General features: G+C 60.2%; 16 protein-coding genes and 1 pseudogene. 10 read left to right on the top strand and 7 right to left on the bottom strand.

Translation table 11 applies throughout. The features are described 5' to 3' along the window. On the top strand, nucleotides 1–2036 hold a 2036-nt coding region (locus tag ICY20_RS25155), incomplete at its 5' end, for a hypothetical protein (protein WP_194938889.1). A gap of 104 nt (nucleotides 2037–2140) precedes the next feature. On the opposite strand, the gene ICY20_RS25150 is transcribed toward ICY20_RS25155, so the two are convergent. Both ICY20_RS25150 and ICY20_RS25145 read right to left on the bottom strand, forming a co-directional pair. Next, entirely contained in the window at nucleotides 2141–3091 is a 951-nt protein-coding gene (locus ICY20_RS25150) for an alpha-E domain-containing protein (RefSeq protein WP_194938888.1), read from the bottom strand. 2 nt (nucleotides 3092–3093) lie between these two features. Continuing rightward, nucleotides 3094–4503: a circularly permuted type 2 ATP-grasp protein gene (locus ICY20_RS25145; protein ID WP_194938887.1), complete on the bottom strand. Its 1410-nt coding sequence runs from the start codon at nucleotides 4501–4503 to the stop codon at nucleotides 3094–3096. Nucleotides 4504–4758: 255 nt separating this feature from the next. Here ICY20_RS25145 and ICY20_RS25140 point away from each other — a divergent pair, with 255 nt between their 5' ends. Both ICY20_RS25140 and ICY20_RS28280 read left to right on the top strand, forming a co-directional pair. Beyond that, complete coding sequence (locus ICY20_RS25140; RefSeq protein ID WP_159962104.1) at nucleotides 4759–5304, top strand: hypothetical protein; 546 nt, start codon at nucleotides 4759–4761, stop codon at nucleotides 5302–5304. 22 nt (nucleotides 5305–5326) lie between these two features. Continuing rightward, a complete protein-coding gene (locus ICY20_RS28280; RefSeq protein ID WP_267464015.1) occupies nucleotides 5327–5449 on the top strand; it encodes a hypothetical protein in 123 nt (40 codons plus the stop codon). Between the two features lie 6 nt (nucleotides 5450–5455). Here ICY20_RS28280 and ICY20_RS25135 read toward each other — a convergent pair whose 3' ends face one another. Further along, complete coding sequence (locus ICY20_RS25135) at nucleotides 5456–8197, bottom strand: hypothetical protein (protein ID WP_194938886.1); 2742 nt, start codon at nucleotides 8195–8197, stop codon at nucleotides 5456–5458. Between the two features lie 2047 nt (nucleotides 8198–10244). Between ICY20_RS25135 and ICY20_RS28515 the strand changes: the two are divergent. The 7 genes and pseudogenes from ICY20_RS28515 to ICY20_RS25100 all read left to right on the top strand — a co-directional run. Next, nucleotides 10245–10754 (top strand): annotated as a pseudogene (locus tag ICY20_RS28515) (methyl-accepting chemotaxis protein); the annotation flags it as partial. Between the two features lie 167 nt (nucleotides 10755–10921). Continuing rightward, nucleotides 10922–12454: a sugar ABC transporter ATP-binding protein gene (locus tag ICY20_RS25125; protein WP_159962101.1), complete on the top strand. Its 1533-nt coding sequence runs from the start codon at nucleotides 10922–10924 to the stop codon at nucleotides 12452–12454. Beyond that, entirely contained in the window at nucleotides 12447–13424 is a 978-nt protein-coding gene (locus tag ICY20_RS25120; protein WP_159962100.1) for an ABC transporter permease subunit, read from the top strand. The genes ICY20_RS25125 and ICY20_RS25120 overlap by 8 nt, the downstream gene beginning before the upstream one ends. Before the next feature lie 34 nt (nucleotides 13425–13458). Further along, nucleotides 13459–14391, top strand: coding sequence for an ABC transporter substrate-binding protein (locus ICY20_RS25115; RefSeq protein WP_159962099.1), 933 nt, complete (start codon nucleotides 13459–13461; stop codon nucleotides 14389–14391). A 21-nt stretch (nucleotides 14392–14412) separates the two neighbouring features. Continuing rightward, nucleotides 14413–15414, top strand: coding sequence for a LacI family DNA-binding transcriptional regulator (locus ICY20_RS25110; protein WP_159962098.1), 1002 nt, complete (start codon nucleotides 14413–14415; stop codon nucleotides 15412–15414). 7 nt (nucleotides 15415–15421) lie between these two features. After that, on the top strand, nucleotides 15422–16882 hold the full coding sequence (gene xylB, locus ICY20_RS25105) for a xylulokinase (RefSeq protein WP_194938884.1): 1461 nt from the start codon (nucleotides 15422–15424) through the stop codon (nucleotides 16880–16882). A 180-nt stretch (nucleotides 16883–17062) separates the two neighbouring features. Beyond that, entirely contained in the window at nucleotides 17063–17734 is a 672-nt protein-coding gene (locus ICY20_RS25100; protein WP_159962096.1) for a DUF3313 domain-containing protein, read from the top strand. On the opposite strand, the gene ICY20_RS25095 is transcribed toward ICY20_RS25100, so the two are convergent. From ICY20_RS25095 to ICY20_RS25080, 4 genes are all read right to left on the bottom strand, one after another. Then, nucleotides 17731–18717, bottom strand: a complete 987-nt coding sequence (locus ICY20_RS25095; RefSeq protein ID WP_159962095.1) for a DUF3829 domain-containing protein — start codon at nucleotides 18715–18717, stop codon at nucleotides 17731–17733. The two genes, ICY20_RS25100 and ICY20_RS25095, sit on opposite strands and share 4 nt — an antisense overlap. Further along, complete coding sequence (locus ICY20_RS25090) at nucleotides 18714–20243, bottom strand: J domain-containing protein (RefSeq protein ID WP_194938883.1); 1530 nt, start codon at nucleotides 20241–20243, stop codon at nucleotides 18714–18716. Before ICY20_RS25090 ends, ICY20_RS25095 begins: the two co-directional genes overlap by 4 nt. Nucleotides 20244–20259: 16 nt before the next feature. Continuing rightward, nucleotides 20260–21660, bottom strand: a complete 1401-nt coding sequence (locus ICY20_RS25085; protein WP_159962093.1) for a DUF1254 domain-containing protein — start codon at nucleotides 21658–21660, stop codon at nucleotides 20260–20262. A gap of 552 nt (nucleotides 21661–22212) precedes the next feature. Further along, nucleotides 22213–22578 carry a response regulator gene (locus tag ICY20_RS25080; protein ID WP_159962092.1) on the bottom strand — a complete coding sequence of 122 codons (366 nt, stop codon included), beginning with the start codon at nucleotides 22576–22578 and terminating at the stop codon, nucleotides 22213–22215. Nucleotides 22579–22599: the final 21 nt, after the last annotated feature.

The raw sequence follows: 22599 nt of genomic DNA, 5'->3' as shown, positions 1-22599 counted from the left end.
CCGGCGAAAGTGGCTCGGTGCCGCACGTTGGCAACCAGGAGCTACCTGGCGGCAGAACGTATTATTTCGATGTACCGAATGAGCTGGTCAAGGCCATCGCCAAAGGCAGCGCAGTGGTGCATTACCGACTCGAAGGCAACGGGCAACCGCCCAAGCGCTCGCATAATCTATTTTTGTCGGTCATTGGCGAGGTTATCCGCTGGCCAGCGCCTTGGGTGGTGGAGCAAGTGGGCGGCATTCTCGACCCGGACCTTACGGCGATTACCGTGCAGTTTCCTGCGCAGGCCCTGTGGCGTCCTGACGATGAAATTCAAGTCAACCTGTTGTACAGCGACGCTAGCAACACCATCGAATACAAAGTCAGTGCACGGTTTGACAGCCTCCCCAACAACAACGGCACGTTGTCGTTTGTGCTGACGGACGCCAATATCAAGCGGTTTGACGGGCTGCGCATGGAGGTGTTCTACGTGCTGCTGCGCAACGGGCTGGAATCACTGCGCGAAAGCTACCAAGTAGGCGAACCCAAGCGTGACATGCCGGCGCCGCAGATCGAGAAGGAAAGCGGCGGCCAACTGGACCCGGGCGATGTGCCGAGTGGCGCCGAGGTGGTTGCCCCGTTCACCGGCACCTTGGTTGGCGACCGGATGACACTGTTTTGGAGTGGGCCGCTGGCCAGCACCCAGGTAGAAAAAGATGTGGTGCAAAGTGGCGCCCAGACCAAGTTTGTGGTGGCGCACGCCTTCATCGCGGCCAATCTGGGCCACGAGGTACTTGCCTGGTACATCCTTGAACGCGGCACAGAAAGGCCACGCTACTCTGAAATCACGCCCGTGCTGATCGCCGAGGGCTTGGCAGACCTGCCGCCACCGGACTTGATCCAAGCGGTCATTACCGGCCCAGGCACGGCGACGCTGGTCCCACTGGATGCCCTGAATGGCAGCAAGTTACGGGTCAGTTATGCCGGGATGCGTAACGACGACGAGATCAAAGCCTACGTGAGCGGCACGCCGGGTGACGGCTCGCCTGACATCCCCAGCAAGTGGGGCGATGCGGCCACGCAGTGGGTAGAGTTTGATGTTTCCAGGGAGACGGTTGCGGCCAACATTGGTAACGGCAATAAAATCGTGACGATCAGGTATGAAGTGACACGCGCCGGTAAACAGAAAGAATCACAAGCGTTAACCGTGACAGTGACGCCGATACCGCAAGATGAGCTGAATAAAACGATTATCCGCATCAACGAAGCGGACCCACATACCCAGATATTGGACCTGACGAAAGTGACCGAAGGGGCGACGTCATATGTGGGTACCTGGCCGTTTATTACCGCGCCATGGCCTGTTTGGCTGCGCCTCAAGGGCAAAAAGAATGGTGTGGATTATGCGCATACGCTCTATGACGGCAGTGCAGGGGCTTACGTCAATGCGGGCTGGATCGCCAATGGTTACTTTGAATACCCCATTCCTTACGATTACTTGAAAGAGCTGGATCATGGCTCGGTGCTGATTATGGAGTTCAAGGCGGCGTTTAGTGGGAGTACCGTTGAGGCGGATGCGATCAGTTTCCGAGAAACCCAATACTCTGTTATGAAACAAGAAGACTTATCTCTCGATTTTACGCCCTTTGATAATTATTCTTTTAATGGTTGGGAAATAGGCCCTGCTGCTGACCCTAGGGACTTGCGTTTCAGAGTTGATCAAGGACGCGTTCGCTTGTTCAACAACAGCTACAGTAACAAGGTCGGCGTGCTGCTAAAAAAAACCTTCGAAAATATGCGCATAGGCGCACGCTATCAATTTAGAACACAATTTGCTCGCGTATATATCGGGGGAACCTCTAATATTCCGATAATTTCCCTAGAAACCAGCCAAGGGATATTGGTACCCGCTATCTCTCTCACTGGTACGAACTGGCATGTGCTTGAAGGTGAATTTGTAGCGAACACCACCATGATTGAATTCAGGGTAAATCATCTCCTCGCCACCCATGATGGCAATGATTACGATATCGCCTATTTTGTAATCAAGCGGCTTTAGCCGTCGGTGTAGTAACGGGCCACCAGAAAGCGATTGCCGCGATTACGCTTTTTCTTGCTGGTGGAGTGGGGGCGGAGATGGACAACTCCATAACCGCCCTTGGATTACAAGACTTCCAAGTAAGAACTGTGAATCGCCCGCGCCAACTCGCGCACACTGTCGATAAAGTCCGTCAGCCGGCTATGCAACCCATCCTGCAAAATCTCATCAATGCCCGTATACCTCAGCCGCGCCTCGAACTCGGCGGCCAAGCGCTGCGCCGCACGGCCATAACTGCCGGGGAGGTCCGCCAGGATATGGCTCAACTCCTCGATACACGCATGCAACGAGCGCGGCACATCACTGCGCAACAACAGCAACTCGGAAACGGAGCGCGCGTTCAACGCGTTGGGGTACAGCTCGGTATACGCCTCGAATGACGACAACGCGCGGAGCAGGGCGCTCCACTGGTAATAACCACGTGCCGACACGTCGCTGACTTCTTCCGACTCTTCACCAAACATCTCATAACGCGCATCCAGCAGGCGCAAGGTATTGTCGGCGCGCTCGACAAAGGTGCCCAGGCGGATAAACCGATAGGCGTCATTACGCATGATCGTCCCGGAAGTAGCGCCCCGGAACAGGTGCGAACGCTGCTTGACCCAATCACAGAAGTGGCTGATGCCATGTCGCGCCAGGCCGCCGGCGGCGATGCTGCGCATTTCCAGCCAGGTGGCGTTGAGGTTTTCCCACATGTCGGCGGTTATGCGACCGCGTACCGCGTGGGCATTGCCCCGGGCGGCGCGCAGGCAGTTATAGATGCTGGCGGGGTTTTCTTCGTCGAGGGCGAAGAAGTGCAGCATGCGCTCGGCGTCCAGTTGTGTGTGGCGTTCCAGGTAACTGTCCAGGGTGCCGCTGCTGAGTAGCGACATCGCCAGTTCATCCAGGCCATCGCTGCGCCCGGCCTGGGGCATCAGCGACAGGGAGTAACTGACTTCGAGCATGCGGGCCAGGTTCTCGGCGCGTTCCAGGTAGCGGGACATCCAGTACAGATCTGCGGCGGTTCTACTCAACATACTCAGCCCTCCACCACCCAGGTGTCCTTGGTTCCGCCGCCCTGCGACGAGTTGACGATCAGTGAGCCTTCACGCAGTGCCACCCGCGTGAGGCCTCCGGGCACCAGGCGGGTTTCCTTGCCCGAAAGCACGAAGGGCCGCAGGTCGATATGCCGGGGCGCGATGCCGTTTTCGACAAAGGTGGGGCAGGTGGACAGGCTCAGCGTGGGTTGGGCGATGTACGCATGGGGGCGCGCCTTGATGCGTTGGCGGAAGTCTTCGATCTCAGCGGCGCTGGAGGCCGGGCCCACCAGCATGCCGTAGCCGCCGGAGCCCTGGGTTTCCTTGACCACCAGTTCCGGCAGGTGCGCCAGCACGTGGGACAGCTCATCAGGCTTGCGGCACTGGAAGGTCGGCACGTTCTGCAACACGGGCTCCTCATCGAGGTAGAAGCGGATCATTTCCGGCACGTAGGGGTAAATCGACTTGTCATCAGCCACACCGGTGCCGATGGCGTTGGCCAGCACTACATTGCCCGCGCAGTACGCCGCCACCAGGCCCGGTACACCGAGCATCGAGTCGGGGTTGAAGGCTTTGGGGTCGAGGAACGCATCGTCGATTCGCCGATAAATCACGTCCACCGGTTTGGGGCCATCGGTGGTGCGCATAAATACTTTCAAGTCCTGCACGAACAGGTCGGCGCCTTCCACCAGCTCTACACCCATTTCCCGCGCCAGGAACGCGTGCTCGAAGAACGCGCTGTTGAAACGCCCAGGGGTGAGCACCACCACATTGGGGTTATCCAGGCGGCTGGAGCTTTTGAGGGTCTTGAGCAGCAGGTTGGGGTAGTGGTCTACCGGCGCGATGCGTTGTTTGGCGAACACCTCGGGGAACAGGCGCATCATCATTTTGCGGTCTTCGAGCATGTAGCTCACGCCGCTGGGGGTGCGCAGGTTGTCTTCGAGTACGTAGTAAGTGCCGTCGCCGTCGCGTACCAGGTCAACCCCTGAAATATGCGAGTAGATGTTGCGGTGCAGGTGCAGGCCAATCATGGCCTTTTGGTAACCCTCGTTGCCCAGCACCTGATCGGCGGGAATGATCCCGGCCTTGATGATGCGCTGGTCGTGGTAAATGTCGGCCAGGAACATGTTCAGCGCGTTGACCCGCTGAATACAGCCACGTTCGATCAGGTTCCACTCACTGGCGGGGATGCTTCTGGGGATGATGTCGAAGGGGATGAGGCGCTCGGTGTCTTGCTCGTCGCCATACAGGGTGAAGGTGATCCCGGCGCGGTGAAACAGCAAGTCGGCTTCGCGGCGTCGCTGTGCCAGCAGCTCTGGAGGCGTATTGGCCAGCCAGCGGGAGAAATCTTGATAATGCGCACGGCACTTGCCGTCTGCGTCATTCATTTCATCGAAGAAGGATCGAGCCATTCCAGTACCCCTAAGGCCGGCAGTGATGAATGGATAAAGCAATGCCTGTGCCGAAACACTCAAAATGCCGGGCTCTTGTAGTGAGCGGGCTTGCCCCGCGCTGGAGTGCGCAGCGCTCCCATTTTTTGGGCCGCTTCGCAGCCCAGCGGGGGGCAAGCCCGCTCACTACATGCCCGACATTGGTGCATGAACAAACTTGAACTTCACACAACGCCGGTTCTTCTAAAAGGGCTTGAACCCCAATGGAGCACCACCGTGCCCAGAATCATCTCGCCACAATCCCCGGAAACAGCCCTGACCGATCACAGCGAACACAACGCCAAGATTTTCGGCTCGCCCAAGGACCGCCTGGACTTCTACCGGCGTGAGATCCAGTACGAAACCACCATCCTGGCCAACCGCACCGACGCCTACCTCACGGCACAATCGTTTTTGGTGATCGCGTTTGTTTCCGGCATGGGCAATCTCAACCCGGAGTGGGGCAAGCTGTTCACCCTGGTGGTGCCCGTGTTTCTGGTGCTGCTGGGCGTTCTCAGTTCGCTGAATGCGTGGCCGGGTATCCGCGCGGCGTACGAAATCATCGACCATTGGCACTACAAACAAAGCGAGTTGCTGCGCAGCGAACCGGTGATGGGCCTGGCCTACGACGAATCGCCGCTGTTTTCCGAGGTCGAGTCGTCCCACAAGGGCTATCGCAAGTCGCTGCTATTCTCAATGCGTGCGCCGTGGCTGTTTATGGTGTTTTGGCTGTTGCTGGGGGCGTACGCGTTTTACATCCAAGTGGATAATCCGGGCTCCTGAACAAGGGCCGAAGGAGGCTGTCATGGCACCGGTGCCGGAAGATGATCGGGAGGACGAAGAAGAGGAAGAGCTCAACGACCCCGGCAATGAAGATCCAGGATCGTTGATGGATGATGCAGAGGTGCCGCTGCGTGAACCGCAGTGATTGCTATCAGGGTGCCATGCGCAAAACACTTGCGTTGAGCTCGCGGGTGGGCGTGTAAGCCATTTCTCGCGCCGGTGGGCCATCCAGCCATTTTTGCAGGTTGGCCTTGCCAGTGTTGTCCAATGCGTAGACCTGGCAGGCCCCAGCCGTGACAGGTGACTGATTGCGAGCGGCCATGGCCATGTCCAGGCTCGGGTCGTTTTTGTTGAACAGAAACAACTCGCCGGTCTTCGACCGCTGTATGTAGACCGTGTGAGAAAAGGGCTCGGTTTGACCTGCACGCTTAACATTCAGAATGCCGGATTCGGTAATGGCCTCGGGTTTGAACGTCTTGGTGGTGTTGCTGGACGTGATGCCCATCAGGTGCTTGTAAGCCTGTGTATAGCGTGTGCCGATTGACTGGGCGTCATTGGTTACGTGCAAAACCCAGTCGAGGGTCTTGGGCATTACCGTGCCTTCAACGATCCCGACCCTTAGCGCGGCTTCGTAACAGGCGGCTTTGGCCATATCAGGTTTTTTTGCCAGGGCAATATCCAGCTTGTTCAGCAACTGGCTGTGGCTGATCGGGCGCTGCAAACCCGCCGCTTGCGGGTTGAAACGGATGGGCAGCCCATAGGCCTCGCCGGTTTTGGCGTTGTAGTGGTACCACTTACCTGAGCCGTGATCATACTTGGCGAGCGCCTGGAGCTCGATGCCATCGGCTGTTTTCATGCTGCCCTTTGCCACATCCTTGCCTTCAATCACGGCACGGTACGTCACTTCGTGAACGTCGGGGCTCAAGCGCCGAAGACCTTTAACGCCCAGTTTTCCAAGTTTTCGCCCGAATCGGGCAACCCCCTTGGCCATATCACCCAAGCCGTCCACCGGATTAAGCGCGCTGAGGGTGGCTCGCCCAAGGATGCGGGCAGTCCGCGCGAGCTTTGTGCTGAGCGACGCGGTGGTTTGCGCAACTTTGGCCACCTTTGCCAGCGCACCGGCAAACACCATGAAGCCGAATAGATCGACCACCAGGTCGGCGCTGCCTTTGCCCGTGCGGCCCATTCGAAAGTGCTCGACAGCCGAGTAAAAGGGAACCAACCCGGTCACGATCCCGTGGGCGACCTTGAGCGGCGTTTGCTCGGTATCAAACGTGGTCACGCCGCGGGCTTGCTGCCCCAGTTTGTCAAAATCCAGTTGTGCGAGCGTGGCCTCGGCGAGGTATGCGCTGCGTGGGCTGTTGAAACTGTCCGGGATGGCCTGGTTATGCCCTTCGACAGGTTTTTGCGTAACCGGGTTTGCCTCATAAATGACTTGGCAATACTCATCTGTCGATTTGAACGCCAGCACTTTGACGAATGGAATGGGAAATTCCGGGTAGGGATTATCGGGCTTTTCCAGTATCCCGTACTCCGGGCGCGACACGATCCGCCCCCCACTCAGGTCAACCTCGAAGTTAAGGTGAGGTGCGCCGGCATTGAACAGCAAGGTATTGGTGATCTCTTCGTGTTTATGTGACTCCAGCCCGCGATTGGGCACCGTGGCGAGTTTGAACAGCTTGAGTTCACCACGCTCCAGCGTGTCTCTGGTTTGCAGGGGCAGGGCCGAGATCATCAATTTGACTTGCACGGTGAGGGCGCTTTTCAGGTCGGTGAGGTAGCGCTTGATGTCCTCTTCAAATGTACTTTTGAGCACATTGATATCAGCCAACAGGCTGGTTTTTTTTAGGACCGCGCTGTAAGGCAGTGCCGCGTTGGAAGAGGTCCAGGCGTTATTGGTAATCACCAGCTTCCCGTCCTGATACAGGTCCAGTACGGAGTAGGGGCCTTTATAGCCTGGGGTGCTGTTGCGCAGCGTAATGCACTTGTCTTCAAGGGGTAACTTGTCGCCGTAGACCCGCCGCAGTTCGGCCAATGCGCGCTGCGTACGGCCCGGTATCGGCGTGGCGAAGGTGAGCAGGGCCGCGTTCAGTTGTTCCAGTTGTAGGTTGAAGTGCTGGTGAACCTCGTTTAGCTGGGCGTCTGTGTAGTGGTCGTCAGGGTCGAAACGGATCAGGCCATTGGCGACACCCCAATCTTTGAGTGCGTCATGCAGCGCCGCGCGTTCGACGGCTTGATCCTCAGGGGTTGTCGGTGCCAGGTTGCCGCGCGCCATTACCTGCGCAAAGCTCATGCTCGATGTCGCCCCCGGCGTCTGGTGTTCGACACGGGCCACGGCGGTGCTGAAGGTGACCCACGCGTGGGAACCCACCTTCAGGGTTTCGGGGAGGTCACGCACCCAATACGCGGGCGCGCGGTGGGCCAGCAACAGGGCCGCTGCAACGGGCGCGAGCTCGGCGGTGGCGACCTTGCCTTTGATCAAATGCTCAATCAGCCCTTGCTTGACTATAGAAGGGTGCCTGCCCCAATGCTCAGCCTGTGACAGATCGTAGCCGGCAACGATGCCGCGAGGGGATTGCTCCACAGCGGCTTTGTCCAAAGAAAGCTGCAGTGCGGCCAATACCAGGTCATCGGCGCTGCCGGGTAACGCCTGGTGGCGCTCCTGGAGTTTTTTGCCCAATGCCTGAGCCGGCTCTGACTGGAGCATCAGGGCAACCACCTGGCGCGGGTCGGCGAGCTCGGCGGCCGACCACGGCCGCTGGCGGGTCAGTTGGTCAAACAGGTTGTCGGTGTACAGATCGGCGCGTTGCGCCTTGTTCAACGACGCCGGCCAGGATAAGGCACCTCCCAGGTCGCCGTGAGGTGGGCGGGCTTCATGCCGGGATGCTGACACCGCCTCTTCGTCGTCTTCGACAACTCGACTCAGCGAGGGGGCGGCATTCTTCGCTGCAAGCGCAGGGGCCGGCGGGGAGGGTGAGAACACATGAGACAGCAGCGAAAGTATCATCCGGCGAGCACTCGATTGGGGGCACTTGCATTGGTGTCAGTAGGGCGCGGCTGATTCCAGTGACCTTGCACTCAAAGGTAACAACCCGCGACATCGGTCACTGCGTCACCGGCGGATCAATGGGCTTGAACGATCATCCGTTGGCAACAATCTGGTGCAACCTACTGATAGCGCACCATTTTGTGACGCTTGTCGAAAGGCTGGGTGGCGGAAAGCCTGGAGTCGGTAGTTAGCTAGCTATCTGGCGTGGTAATTGCGTTAGGTCATGGCAATTGGATATCACTTCGGGAGAAATGCCATGAGCTTATCGAGCGCCGCCATGCAGTTGTCACCCTCCGAAAAATCCTGGCTACCGTGGCTGGGTAAGACCGGCAAGCTTTCCATGGGCTGGTCCTGCCGCCTTAATCGGTCGCTGTACCCGGTGATGGAGCGCACCTTCGATGCCTTTGCCGATACCCGGGTCAAACTCCTGCAAAACTGGGCTCGGGAACAGTGGGAACATCTCAGTGAACTCTCATGCGCTCTGGCGGGCGAGGCAGGCCCTGGCGACAACACCTTGCTGCTCGACAAGTTGCGCCAGGCCAGCGATTTTTCCGAGCTGTTTGTAGTCGATACGAGTGGCCAGGTGCAGGCATCCACCTGGAGCCCGGCAGCACCTCGACACCTCAGTGCCGAGGCCTTGGCTGCCGGTTTAAAAGCGCCGTTTCTGCACGGCCCGTATATCGACCCGCTGACCCTGGAAATCGGGCCGTCGTCGTCGCGCTTTCATGATGAAGTCACGCTGATGTTTTATCAGCCGCTGGCCCGCGAGGGGCGGGTGGTGGGTTGCTTGTGCGGGCGCGTACCCAACGACATCCTCGGTGACCTGATTCAGCGCGAAGCCGGGCACATCTACCCGGAGTCTGGTGACAACTACCTGTTCATGGTGCAGTCGCGTTTCGACCCGTCGATTCAAGCGGGCATCGCCTTGTCGCGCTCACGCTTCGAAGACGGCGCCTTCACCCATGGCGAGAACCTCAAGAGCGGCGTGCACACGCCGTGGAAAACCGTACAGATCCAACGCCACACCGAGCTGGAGTTGCGCTTTATCGACCCCGCTACGCAACAGTTGCATCCCGGCGTGCGGGAAACCATCCGCAAGGGCTCCAACCTGTTTGTGACCTATCCCGGTTATTCCGACTACCGACACATCCCTGTCGTCGGCAAGGGCGTGACGTTTGAGCTGCCCGGTTCGCCGGACCGTTGGGGCATGATGTGCGAGGCCGATCTTGAGGAGGTCTACCGCCGCCGCTCCTTGAGCCACGGGTTGATGAAGCCTTACCTGGCGACCATGGCGGGCTTGTTTGCGAGCAACTTCCTGGCCCAGCACTACAGCGGCCTTACCCAACCCTGGCTCGACGCGCTCGAAGTGCTCAGCATGGGCGTCGCGGCACTGTTGTTCAGCCGCCTTGGCCCCAAACGCCTGGCCAGGCGCCTGGACGAAATGACCGATGTGATTCGCACCATTGCCGAAGGCGAGGGCAACCTGCGCCAACGGCTGGACACCGGGCGGATGGTCAATGATGAAACCGGTGAGATGAGCCGCTGGATCAACAGTTTTATCGACCGGCTCGATTCAGTAGTGGGCCAGGTGGTCAAGGCCAGTCACAGCGTCGGCAGTACCAACCAGATGATGCTCGGCCGTAGCCAGGAGGCCGGGGCGATGTCGATTGAAGTAGCCGACGCCACTCACCGCATGATGATCATTGTCGAAGAGCAACTGGGAGAAATCCAACAGGCGTCAGTCAGCGCCGAGCAAATGAAGCAGGCCATGGACGAAGTGGTGCACCGTGCGCGTGAACAGTTTCAGGCGGTCCAGGCCGGCACCCAGTCGATTCGCGAAGTGGTGCTGCGCTCCAGCGAGAGCGTGCAGTTACTCGACAACCGTATGGCGCAGATCAGCTCGATCACCGGGTTGATCAGCACCATCACCAATCAGACCAATCTGCTGGCGCTCAATGCGGCCATCGAAGCGGCACGCGCCGGTGAACACGGGCGCGGGTTTGCGGTGGTTGCCGATGAAGTTCGCAGCCTGGCGCTGCGCACTTCCCAAGCGGCAGACGATATCCGGCAGATGGTCGAAGGGCTGCAGGGTGAGACCCAAAAGGCGGTGAGCTTTATGGACAGCGGGGTCACGGACGTTGACAACAGCCTGCGTCTGGCCGAAGAGGCCTCGTCGGAGAATGTCCAACTGCACCAGGCCGTGGAAAGCATGTTCAGCATCATCCAGCAGCTCAACGCACGCAGCCTGGACTATGGCAAGACCATCAAGCAGGTCAGTCATTCTTCCGAGCAGATGCGGGTAACGGTGAGTGTGATGCAAAGCAGCGCGCAGACAGTGCGGGCCAATGCCAACAAATTGCAGAAGTTGGTGGGCTTGTTTGAAGTCAGTCACGCGGCATGAAGTCGCAGCATTTTTGCAGGGTGAAACGTTTAATCAGCCGATAAACGGCATACGCAAGCGCTTGCGTAAACAAATGTGTCTCCATTAGAGTCGGTAGCACTCAGGTTCGCCCATGGCCTTCATGGGCGTGACCACACAATAAAAATAATAAATCCAGGAGCTCATTCATGAGCCTTGAACCCTTGCTTGAGATGCAGGGCATCAGCAAGACCTTCAACGGTCTGCGCGTGCTCAAGAATGTCGGCCTGAAGGTCTACCCCGGCGAAATCCACGCCTTGATGGGGGAGAACGGCGCCGGCAAATCCACCTTGATGAAAATCCTCTCTGGCGCCTACCAGGCCGACCCAGGCGGTGAAATCCGCATCGGCGGTGAACCGGTCGCCACCTTCGACCCTGCTACCGCCAAAGCCCTCGGCATCGCCGTGATCTACCAGGAACTGAGCCTGTGCCCCAACCTCAGCGTGGCCGAAAACATCTACCTGGGCCGTGAACTGCGGCGCGGCTGGACCATCGACCGCAAGGGCATGCAGGCCGGTTGCATCGAGGTGCTGCAACGGCTGGGCGCCGAATTCACCCCGGCCACCCAGGTCAGCAACCTGTCGATTGCCGAGCGCCAATTGGTCGAAATCGCCCGCGCCCTGCATGGCCACGCCAGGATCCTGGTGATGGACGAACCCACTACGCCGCTGTCGTCCCGCGAGACTGACCGCCTGTTTGCGCTGATCAAGCAACTGCGCAGCCAAGGCCTGGCGATCATCTATATCAGCCACCGCATGGCCGAGATTTACGAGTTGTCAGACCGGGTGTCGGTGCTGCGCGACGGCCACTACATCGGCGAACTGACCCGTGAGGCGCTGTCGGCTGAGGTGCTGGTGAAGATGATGGTGGGGCGCGACCTCTCCGGGTTCTATAAAAAGGAGCACGCCGCCTATAACCCCGGCAACGTGGTGATGCGCGTGCGCGACATGGCCGACGGCAAGCGCGTGCGCCATTGCAGTTTCGACTTGCATGCGGGTGAAGTGCTGGGCATCGCCGGGCTGGTGGGGGCAGGGCGCACGGAGCTTGCGCGGCTGATCTTTGCTGCCGACCCGCGCACCTCGGGCACGCTGGAAGTGGTTGGCAAGACCATCACGCAACTGCGCACCCCCGCGGACGCGATTGGCGCCGGTGTCGTTTACCTCACCGAAGACCGCAAGGCCCAGGGCCTGTTCCTCGACATGAGCGTGGCCGACAACATCAACGTTTGCGCCTGTGTGCCGGACGCCCACGCCGGTGGCGTGCTGGATCGCGGGCATGGCGCGCAGCGTTCCAATGACGCGATCAAGTCGCTGTCGATCCGCGTGGCGTCGGGCAAAGTCAATGTGGGCTCACTGTCCGGCGGCAACCAGCAGAAGGTGCTGCTGGCGCGGCTGTTGGAGGTCAAGCCCCATGTGCTGATCCTTGATGAGCCCACCCGTGGCGTGGACATCGGCTCCAAGTCCGAGATCTACCGCATCATCAATCAACTGGCATTGGCGGGCGTGGGCGTGGTGGTGATCTCCAGCGAGCTGCCGGAAATCATCGGCACCTGCGACCGCGTGCTGATCATGCGCGAAGGCCAGTTGGTGGCTGAAGTCGGCGGGGCCTCGGGCCACGTCATCTCCCAGGAACGTATTATTGACCTCGCCACCGGTGGCGATCAGGTGGCTGCCAATGGCTGAGTTGAATATTGCAACGATGGGCAAGGCTGAACGCGCCCGCGAACTGATGCGCACCGTGGGCATGTTGCCGGTGCTGGTGCTGCTGCTGGTGGGCTTTGCCCTGGCCAGCGAGAACTTTTTGACCGTGCAGAACCTGTCGATCATCACCCAGCAGGCGTCGGTCAACGTGGTGCTGGCGGCGGGCATGACCTTTGTGATCCTCACAGCGGGCATCGACCTGTCGGTGGGGGCGATCCTGGCGGCGTCCGCCGTGGTGGCGTTGCAGGCTTCAATGTCGCCGCAGTTCGGCATGTTCGGGATTGCGGCCGGTATTGGTTTTGGCCTGTTGCTGGGGTTGGTCAACGGTGGGCTGATCGCATTTATGCGCCTGCCGCCCTTTATCGTCACCCTTGGTGCGCTTACCGCCATGCGCGGTTTGGCGCGGCTGCTGGCCGATGACAAGACCGTATTCAACCCCGACCTGCCGTTTGCGTTTATCGGCAATGACTCGATCCTCGGCGTGCCGTGGTTGGTGGTGATTGCCGTGGCGGTGGTGGCGCTGTCGTGGTTCATTCTGCGGCGCACGGTCATGGGGGTGCAGATCTATTCCGTGGGCGGTAACCCGGAAGCAGCGCGGTTGTCGGGCATCAAGGTGTGGAAGGTGCTGCTGTTTGTCTACGCCATGTCCGGTGCATTGGCCGGGCTGGGGGCGGTGATGAGCGCCTCGCGGCTGTTTGCAGCCAACGGCCTGCAACTGGGGCAATCCTATGAGCTGGATGCGATTGCGGCGGTGATCCTGGGTGGCACCAGCTTTACCGGCGGTGTCGGCACCATCGGCGGCACGCTGATCGGGGCGCTGATTATCGCGGTACTCACCAACGGCTTGGTGCTGTTGGGGGTATCGGATATCTGGCAGTACATCATCAAGGGCATCGTGATCATTGGCGCGGTAGCGCTGGATCGTTATCGCCAGTCCGGTGCGCGGACCTGATTTCACTCATACAACAATCACAAGAGAGACCGGCATGAACTTCAAACGCGTATTTCCCGTTATTGCCTTGGCTGCCCTGATGTCCCAAGCCGTGGAGGCCCGTGAGTTGAAAGCCTTGGGCATCAGCATGGGCTCGTTGGGCAACCCGTACTTCGTGACCCTGGCCGATGGCGCCACGGCGAGGGCCAAGGCGCTTAACCCCAATGTGAAGGTCACGTCGGTGTCGGCCGACTATGACTTGAGTAAGCAGTTCTCGCAGATCGACAACTTTATCTCGTCCAAGGTCGATTTGATCCTGATCAACGCCGTCGACCCATCGGCCATGGCCTCGGCGATCAAGAAAGCCCGTGACGCCGGCATCGTCGTGGTGGCCGTGGATGTGGACGCCAAAGGCGTGAATGCCACGGTGCAGACCGACAACGTCGAAGCCGGCAAGCTGGCCTGCCAGTACCTGGTGGACAAGCTCGGGGGCAAGGGCAATGTGATCATCCAAAACGGCCCGCAAGTCACCGCCGTGACCGACCGCGTCAAAGGCTGCAAGGCCGCGCTGGCCGGTGCGCCGGATATCAAGGTGCTGTCTGATGACCAGGACGGCAAGGGCTCGCGCGAAGGTGGCCTGAACGTGATGCAGGGTTATCTCACGCGCTTCCCGAAAATCGACGGCCTGTTTGCAATCAACGACCCGCAAGCTATCGGCAGTGACCTGGCGGCCAAGCAGCTCAAGCGCAGCGGCATCATCATTACCTCGGTAGACGGTGCGCCCGACATCGAGAACGCCTTGAAAACCGAGACGCAGATCCAGGCCTCATCCAGCCAAGACCCCTGGGCCATGGCCCAAACCGCAGTGGATGTGGGCAATGACCTGCTCAATGACAAAGCGCCCAGCGAAGCAGTTACCCTGCTCACGCCAAAATTGGTCACCCGCGATAACGTCGGTACGTACAGTGGCTGGTCGAGTAAACATTGATTTATTGAGAGGAACGCCAGCGTGGTGACCATGGATGACGTGGCAAGCAGGGCCGGCGTGTCGGCATCCACCGTGTCCCACGTGTTGAACGGCACCCGCAAGGTCAGCCCGGCCACGGTGCAGGCGGTGCAGCAAGCGATCCAGGCGTTGGGTTACATCCCCAACACCCTGGCGCGCTCGTTGGCCCGTTCGAGCACTAACACCATTGGTGTGGCGATCTCGGCGTTGTCCAATCATTACTTCAGTGAAACGGTACACGCGATTGAAACCGAGTGCGCCAAGCACGGCTACATGATGTTGTTTGTCGATACCCACGATGACCCGGAGCAAGAGCTTCGGGTGGTCGCGGCGCTGCATCATCGGCGGGTCGACGGCATTCTGCTGGCGCCGACCACTGGCTCCAGGGCGTTGCAATACCTGCGGGCCAACGCGGTGCCAACGGTGTTGGTGGACCGCATGCTGGGCGAACAATTCGATCAGGTCGGGGTGGAGAATACCCAGTCTACCCAGGCGCTGATCACGCATTTAATCGAGCACGGGCACCGACGCATCGGCTTTATTGCGGGGCGTGAGGGGCTGGGTACGACGGATGAGCGCGTCGCGGGTTACCGCGCTGCGTTACACGCGGCGGGCATTGAGTTTGACCCCCAATTGTTGGTGTCTGGCGGTTCCAGCAGTGAGCCCGCGCGGGCCGCCACCGCTCAGTTACTGGCGCTGCATGCACCGCCCACAGCGATCATGGCCGGCAACAACCTGATGACCCTGGGCGCCATGCATGCCCTGCGCGATGCGCACATTGAGGTGCCGGGGCAGATGGCCTTGGTGGGGTTTGATGATTTTGACTGGGCGGACTTTTTTGTGCCGCGCCTGACGTTGATTGCACAGCCGGTCAAGGCCCTCGGTGCCCGGGCGGTGCATTTGTTGCTGCAACGCATGGCCGTGCCGACGGCGCCGATCGCCCGTGTGCGCCTGGCACCACGCCTTCAATTGCGTCACTCATGTGGCTGTACTGGACTGGAATGAGCTGCGTATGAGCAACCCTGTATCCCTCGGCATAGACCTCGGCACCTCGGAACTCAAGGCGGTTCTGATGGACCTCGATGGCGCTGTATTGGCCCAGGCCGGCGTACGCCTGAGCGTATCGCGACGCCATAGCGGTTGGTCCGAACAGGCCCCAGAAGACTGGTGGCAAGCCTGTCTACAAGCGCTTGCGCAGTTGCGTGAACACGAAGCCTTTGCGCGCGTTGCCTGTATCGGCCTGTCGGGGCAGATGCACGGCGCGGTACTGCTGGGGGGTGACAACCGCGTGTTGTATCCCGCGATCCTGTGGGACGACTCCCGCGCTATTAATGAGGCGCAGCAGTTGTGTGCCGGATTTGCCCAGACCACCGGCAGCTTGCCCATGGCCGGCCTTACGGCGCCGAAATTGCTGTGGTTGCAACGCCATGAGCCCGACGTGTTCAACGCGATCGATTGCGTGCTGTCACCCAAGGATTACCTGCGTCTGCGGTTAAGTGGTGAGCGCATCAGCGAGATGTCCGATGCGGCCGGTACGTTGTGGCTGGACGTGGCGCAACGGCAGTGGTTCAGCCCGATGCTGCGTGCCACCGGCCTTGTGCCTGAGCAAATGCCCAGGTTGGTGGAGGGCGGCTCAGCGAGCGCCCGTGTGAGCGCAAGCGACATGGGGTTGCCGGCTGGCGTGGTGATTGCCGGCGGTGGAGGCGACAATCCCGTGGCCGCTGTGGGCATCGGCGCAATCAACGCCGGTGACGGCTTTATTACCCTCGGCACCAGTGCCGCGATTGTGGCGATTACCGACCATGCCGCCGGCAACCCGGCCAGCGCCGTGCATAGCTTTTGCCATGCGCTGCCCAACCGTTGGTACACCATGGGCGCCATGCTGGCCGGCGCCAGTTGCCTGCGTTGGGTGACCCGGCTGACGGGCACCATGGATGAACAGACGTTGCTGCAGCAGGTGCAGGCGCAATTGCCAATTGAGCAGCCGGTGCCGGCAAGCACCCCGTTATTTCTGCCGTACCTGGCCGGTGAGCGCACGCCCCATAACGACCCGTTGTTGCGTGGCGGTTTCATGAACCTGGGCCACGACTGCACGCCGGCCATGCTTGGCTATGCGGTCATGGAAGGCGTGGGCTTCGGCCTGCTGGATGCCTTGCACGCGGTGCAATCGGCTGGCGCCCAGGTGGGTGCGTGCGCCTTGGTGGGCGGCGGCGCGCGCAGTGAGTACTGGGCGCAGTTGCTGGCCAATATCCTGCAACGCGAAATCTTTACCTTGCAGGGCAGCGAGCTAAGCGCGTGCATAGGGGCGGCGAAATTGGGGTTTTTGGCGATCGGGCAGGGAGAGCACTTGTTGCAGGCGGGGATGCCGGTGAAGGCTCGGTATATGCCCGACCTGGCCCAACGGCCGGTGCTGCAAGCGCGTTATCGCCAGTTTCAGGGCTTGTTGGTAGCGGCTAAGACGCTGCATGGGTAGATGCAGCGGGCATAGAGGTGTTGTGCCTGCACCACCGCCATCGGGGGCAAGCCCCCTCCCACAGTTGAGCGCATTTCAAGGGGGTGAACGCGTTCAACGGTGGGGGCTTTGAGCTAATTTCCCAGGATTGGCTATACCTACAGCTCAATGTTTCTGTGATAACCGCCAGGGAGTTCAATGATGAAACCAAGGCTCATGGTCAGCACGCTCTGCCTCGCTTCAATCGCAATGACAGGCTGTGCCAGCAAAGTCACCCAGCCGGACGAGTATTCCGGCTTCCTGTCGGACTACAGCCAACTCAAGCAGGCCCAGTCACCGTCGGGTGCCGAGGTAATGCGCTGGGTTGATCCCAAGCTGGACTTGAGCCGCTACCACGCGGTGTACGTTGAGCCGACCCAGTTCTACCCCAAGCCCCAGGCCACGGCGAAGATCCCGCAGAGTACCCTCAACGGCATCAATGCCTACTACAACCAGGCGCTCAAGCGTGAGTTGGTAAAATCACTGCCCCTGGCCAATGCGCCCGGGCCGGGCGTGATTGTGGTGCGTGCCGCCATTACTGCGGTGAGCAGCAAGACCGAGGCCCTCAAGCCCTATGAGTACGTGCCGGTGGCACTGGTGCTCGCAGCGGTGAGCACGGGCACCGGCATTCGGGACCAGGAGACCACCCTGGGCACCGAGGCGCAGTTCCTCGACGGCGCCAACGGCAAGGTGCTTGCCCAAGTGGTGCGCAAAGGCACCGGCAAGCCGCTTTCCAACGACGCCCAAGTGATGCAGGCCGGCGATGTCAAAAGCGTGATCGACGGTTGGGCGTCAGACCTGCACCAGTCCTATGTGAAGCTGCACACGCACTAGAACGAATTACGCGCCTGCCGGTTGTAGTAGCTGAGCAGGGCGTCGTAGCGGCGGGTGACGAGGTAGTAGTCGTCGCTCAGTTGCTGCGGTTTCGCGCGGCCTCGCCAGTCTTGCTCCAGTGTGTGTAGCGCGGTGAGGTAGGCATCTGCCGCCGGCGTAATGGCCTGCCACATGTACTCGGCTGCTTCATCGCGCTCCGGGCTGGCGGGCCTGCGGATGTAGGCCTTGGCGCCCTCGGCGGCCTGTTGCAGCGTTGCCGCCAGCGTCGCGACGGTTTGCGGCGTGAGGCTTTTGTCGCGCATGCCGTGTTCGATCTGATTCACGGCTTCACGTGCCGCGATCATGTAATTGAGGATGTGCCAATGCACATCCCGGCCAAATCGTGACTCCAGCACTGCCAGTTGTGCCGGGCGTACGCTCAGGTCTTCATCCTCCAATTGCTTGCGCAGATCAGTGGACGCCCGCACGTAGTCGTCGCCCTTTTTTTCCAGTTCCTGCGCCAAGTGCTTGTTCATCACCTCGGCCACCATTTGCCGAGCGCTTGGCGGTACGCCGTCGACCCGATAGACCGGTGTGACCATGTTTGCCAGCGAGGTGAATTTATTCAGTTGGTAGGCGTAGTCACTGGCAAGGCTGAGCAATCGACTGCCCGGCTGCTGGCGTTCCAGTTTCAGGGTGTACAACTGCGAACACACCGACGCCTGGATCAGGCGTGGCTCGGCTTCGTTACGGTCGCCAAATTTATCCGTATCAGGCGCCTCGGGCTGGGTTGAGCGCTTACGGTAATACGCCAGGCGCGTATCGCGGTCGATGCGGTTAACGCAGTCGATGATGGGTGCGAGGGCGCTGGCGGTTGCGGTGTGGGGGCCGTCGCGCTGGTCGAGCCACAACTGCACCCGTTGCAGGGGCTTGGTGGCGCCGGCCACGCCGAGCAGTCCCAAGCCCAGCACCAGACTGATAGGCAGTAACAACTTCGGGTTCATTGCGGGGCCTCCTGGCCGTACCACTGCACTTGCGTGGCGGGCGCTTGGCAGTCTGTGTCCGTGCGTGGCATGCGGCTGCACAGCCGCTCGGTCCACTGTTGCAGGCCCTGGTTGCGGTTGAGCAAGCTCTGCCGGTCGAGCAAGACGAGACCGCTGTAGAGGGCGATCCCAAAAAGTACAAATAGCACCAGGCCTGCGTTGGTCCAGCGGGGGTGGCGTACGGTCCAGGGTGTGTGGTGGTTGCTGAATGGGCGTTTGATCAGGCCGATCAGGGCGAGGGTGCTCACCAGCGTCAGGCTGGCGACCGGGCTGAAGACATACCCCAGCGCAGCGGCCAGGACTGCGCCGGGCACCAGGTCTCGTATGGGCAGCAACTTGAGCGGCAGGCGCTCGCTGAGTCGTTCATCCAGCACGCGGTATTGGTGGGCCAGTGGCCGCCAGACTTGCCAAGCCAGCCCGGCACCGACCACGGCGCCCAGCGACCACAGCACTCCATAGCCCAGCGTCGGTACCACATGACCGGCCAGACGCTCAGCCTTGACCAGCACACCCACCAGGCAACTCAACACCAACGCGACGATCCAGGGCCAGGTGTCTGTGGCTTTATCCCAACCTTGCCAGAAATACACGGTGCCACCGGGCATGGCTTCGGCGATGGCGACGTGGTCGGCATAGATATCAGCGCTGAGGGCCTGGCAGGCTTTCCAGTCGTGCTCGTCAAACCGCTGGGCGAAAGCACGTCGCTGAGCCAGGCTCATCGGTGCCAGCAACAAACGTGCGGCCCGTTGCTGGGGCGTGAAGGGCGGTTCGGCGGCTAACGCACGTTGGCGTGCAATGAAGACCGGCCCTTGTTGGCGCCGTAACAGCAATGCCCAGTCACCGGCTGGGCAACCATGGTCAGTGCCGCCATGCCAGTTTTGGCCCGCACACACCGCCGCGAACACTGCGCTGGACCAGTAATGATTCTGGGCCAGCAGCCTGGCCAGCCACCCGTTGAACCACTCGGCATGGGGGTGGTTGTTTACCCACGCATGCTCATCGCGCGCGGCGATATAGGCGGCCAGGAAGGCTGCCTCATCTTTGTGCTCAAGTGCTTGGCGCAACGGTTGCTGCAAGGCTGCGCGGTGCTGGCGTTCGAGCGTTTCGATCAGGGCCGTCGGCAGCTCAAGCCGCTGCCAGGCGGTTAGCCAGTTGAAGGTCGCGAATGCCCAGCGCGTGTCGTTGGCATCGAGTTCGCCTTCGACGCTGCGATGCAGCAAATGGATCTCGAAGAACAGCGCTGTGGCGTCGGCCATTGCCGCCTGATAGCGTTGCTCCAGGGGCTGCTCCAGATCGTCGACGATGATGTCGACGGTCTCCTGCGGCTGCGCGCTCCATTGCAACGCAGCCTCATAGGCTTCACGCAGGCGCTGAAAACCTTCGGGGTCATCGTCCGGTCGGGTTTTTTTCAGCAGCGCCGCGTACTGGCGCTTGATCGTGCGGCTATCGGCATCCGGCGTCAGGCCTAGCACATTCCAGTAATTCATCATTGAGTACCGAGTATTACTTGAGTGGCGTCAGCGCCGGCAGTTTCCATTGACCGCTGATGACTTCCGGCTTTGGCAGGTAAATCCGCAGCACGGCATAAAATGGCCCGGGTGGGGCCGGCAACCAGTTGGCTTGTTCCGCTTTGGGTGGTTCGTGGTGCTGCAACGCCAGCGTGAGGCCGCCGTCGTCGTCCAGCTTGAGGTTGGGCATCATCCCGGAATTGATCAGGTAGCGTTTCTTGTGGTTAGGCACCAGCAGCTTGGTCTTGGCGTCGTACATGGTCAGCGACCAGAAAGCGTCGGCCGGCGGCAGTTGGTCCTTGGCGAAGTGCACGGTGTAGCTGTGGCGCGCGCCGTTGGCTGGCTTGCCTTCACTGTCGACGACATACTCCAAGTGAGTGGCTTCATCGGTGGAGTTGCCAAACATGCCCAGGTCAGCCCCGGCGTAGCGGTACAGGTAGTTGTTCTTCAGGCGGTCGCGGCTGCCGAACAGGTCGCCCTTGGCCACTTGCTGGGTGTCGAGCTTGTCTTTTTTGAACGCAGCGAACTCGGCACGGCCATCGCTGATCCCGTCTTCCAGCGCCTTGCGTTGTTCGGCGGTCAACTGGTTGAGCTTGAACGGCGCACCGGGGGCAATGCCGATCTTGGCAAAGCGTGCCAGAAGGTCTTTTTCACTGTCCTGTGGCGCAGCAAAGGCCAGCATAAAGTTGAGATAGCGAAACAGTTGCGGGCCTTCAGTCATGGTAGCCATGGGCTTGGGCCATTCGATCTTCGCTACCGCTGCCGGTGCCGGCTGTTTGACGTAGTTGCTCAGCGGCTGCACTTTATAGCCGGCCTGAATCTGCTTGACCTTGCTCAGGTCTTTCTCGTCAAACAACTGGGTGCGATACAGCGCATAGGCGATGTTGCTTTCGCTGTACACCACGCGGTCAACGTCCACCGGTTGCTGACCTTTCCAGTCCGGCCCGGCGATCATGTAGTGGCCGCCATTGTTGCCGGTGCTGCGGGTGCCCAGGTACGCGATGTTCTGCGTGTAGAGGTCGATCAACTGCACCGAGTAATAGCGATTGTCTTCGATCTTCGGCAGCGTCAGCACCAGAGGCTCTTTGCGCAGGTCCATCCACACAAACGAGTAGGGGGTGTCGGCATTGGGCGTAAGGTGCGCGGCGTCTTTGGGCGTGAACACCTGGGCGGTGCTACCAATGCGGTTGAACGGCGCCTTGAAATGGGCGCCGCCCTTGTCAACGGCCTGGGTGTAGAGCGTCTTGTACATCGCTACCACCGGGTAGCCATACAAATAGGCTTCCTTGGCGATGGCACGGGCTTCGGCAGGGGTGGCCGTGAAGTCGGCCAGGGCACCGGTACTCATCAGTAGCGAGAGGCTCGCCAACAGCAGGCGCGTCGGTTTTCCAATCATGTTGTTGCGTCCTTCCAGAGATCTTTTAGACGGGCGTGAAATGAACGCGCCGAGTTTCCAGTTTTATTGACCGAACGTCACGTTAATCTCGGCGAATAAGATGAAGCAGGGCGCGGCTGCACCTAGGGGACATAGGTATCTACACAAACCCAAAGCTCTGGCTCTGGCTCTTGATTTGGCTTTTGATCTTGATCTCAGGCGCCCCGTTAACCACGCTGGCCGAACGCAGGCTTGAATCCGTGGGTAACCCGGCAGGACGCCGGGTTAGCCGCCCCGCGCCATGGATGGCGCGTGGCGGCGGCCCACGGATTCAAGCCGGAGTGAGGGCACACCGAGCCTAGGCGAGGTGCCGAGTGGTGGGGCGAGGACCTTTTGGTTACTTTTGGGTCCTTCCAAAAGTGACCCGCCGTAAGGGCGGAACCATAAGCCGCCGTTACCTAAATAACGGATATGCACTCCAACAAAAAACCCTCTAGCGCCTGACGCATAGCTATCGCAGGCAAGCCAGCTCCCACATTAGCGCGCTGTACATCCCACAAAACTCGGCCAACCTCAGCCGGCAGGCAACATCGATTTGACTTTGTCGCGCAGTTGATCGATTGAAAACGGTTTGGCGATCACCTGCATGCCAGCAGGCACGTCGATATTCTCGGCATAGCCGCTGGCAAACAGGATCGGCAGGCTGGGCCGCAGTTCACGTACTTTGCCCGCCAGTTGTTTGCCGTCCATGTCCGGCAGGCCGACATCGGTCATCATCAGGTCAATGATTTGGTCAACGTTCTGAACCACTGCTAGCGCCTCTTCGGCATCAGCCGCCTCAAGCACGCTGAACTCCAACTCCTCCAGAACATCGACGATGAGCATGCGCACGATGGCATCGTCTTCAACGACAAGAATGGTGGAGGTGACTGCGGACATAATATGGAATTCCCGAAAAAG

The sequence above is a fragment of the Pseudomonas pisciculturae genome (assembly GCF_015461805.1).
Taxonomy (GTDB): Bacteria; Pseudomonadota; Gammaproteobacteria; order Pseudomonadales; family Pseudomonadaceae; genus Aquipseudomonas; species Aquipseudomonas pisciculturae.
Note: the sequence above shows the minus strand (reverse complement) of the source record. Positions and strands in the feature narration are given on the sequence as shown.

Bases quoted from the DNA above. Each gene is read 5' to 3' on its own strand.
- ICY20_RS25150 (WP_194938888.1), bottom strand. From the start codon at position 3,091: ATGTTGAGTAGAACCGCCGCAGATCTGTACTGGATGTCCCGCTACCTG.
- ICY20_RS25095 (WP_159962095.1), bottom strand. From the start codon at position 18,717: ATGAACCCGAAGTTGTTACTGCCTATCAGTCTGGTGCTGGGCTTGGGA.
- ICY20_RS25145 (WP_194938887.1), bottom strand. From the start codon at position 4,503: ATGGCTCGATCCTTCTTCGATGAAATGAATGACGCAGACGGCAAGTGC.
- ICY20_RS25125 (WP_159962101.1), top strand. From the start codon at position 10,922: ATGAGCCTTGAACCCTTGCTTGAGATGCAGGGCATCAGCAAGACCTTC.
- ICY20_RS25115 (WP_159962099.1), top strand. From the start codon at position 13,459: ATGAACTTCAAACGCGTATTTCCCGTTATTGCCTTGGCTGCCCTGATG.
- ICY20_RS25080 (WP_159962092.1), bottom strand. From the start codon at position 22,578: ATGTCCGCAGTCACCTCCACCATTCTTGTCGTTGAAGACGATGCCATC.
- ICY20_RS25090 (WP_194938883.1), bottom strand. From the start codon at position 20,243: ATGAATTACTGGAATGTGCTAGGCCTGACGCCGGATGCCGATAGCCGC.
- ICY20_RS28280 (WP_267464015.1), top strand. From the start codon at position 5,327: ATGGCACCGGTGCCGGAAGATGATCGGGAGGACGAAGAAGAGGAAGAG.
- xylB (WP_194938884.1), top strand. From the start codon at position 15,422: ATGAGCAACCCTGTATCCCTCGGCATAGACCTCGGCACCTCGGAACTC.
- ICY20_RS25100 (WP_159962096.1), top strand. From the start codon at position 17,063: ATGAAACCAAGGCTCATGGTCAGCACGCTCTGCCTCGCTTCAATCGCA.
- ICY20_RS25120 (WP_159962100.1), top strand. From the start codon at position 12,447: ATGGCTGAGTTGAATATTGCAACGATGGGCAAGGCTGAACGCGCCCGC.
- ICY20_RS25085 (WP_159962093.1), bottom strand. From the start codon at position 21,660: ATGATTGGAAAACCGACGCGCCTGCTGTTGGCGAGCCTCTCGCTACTG.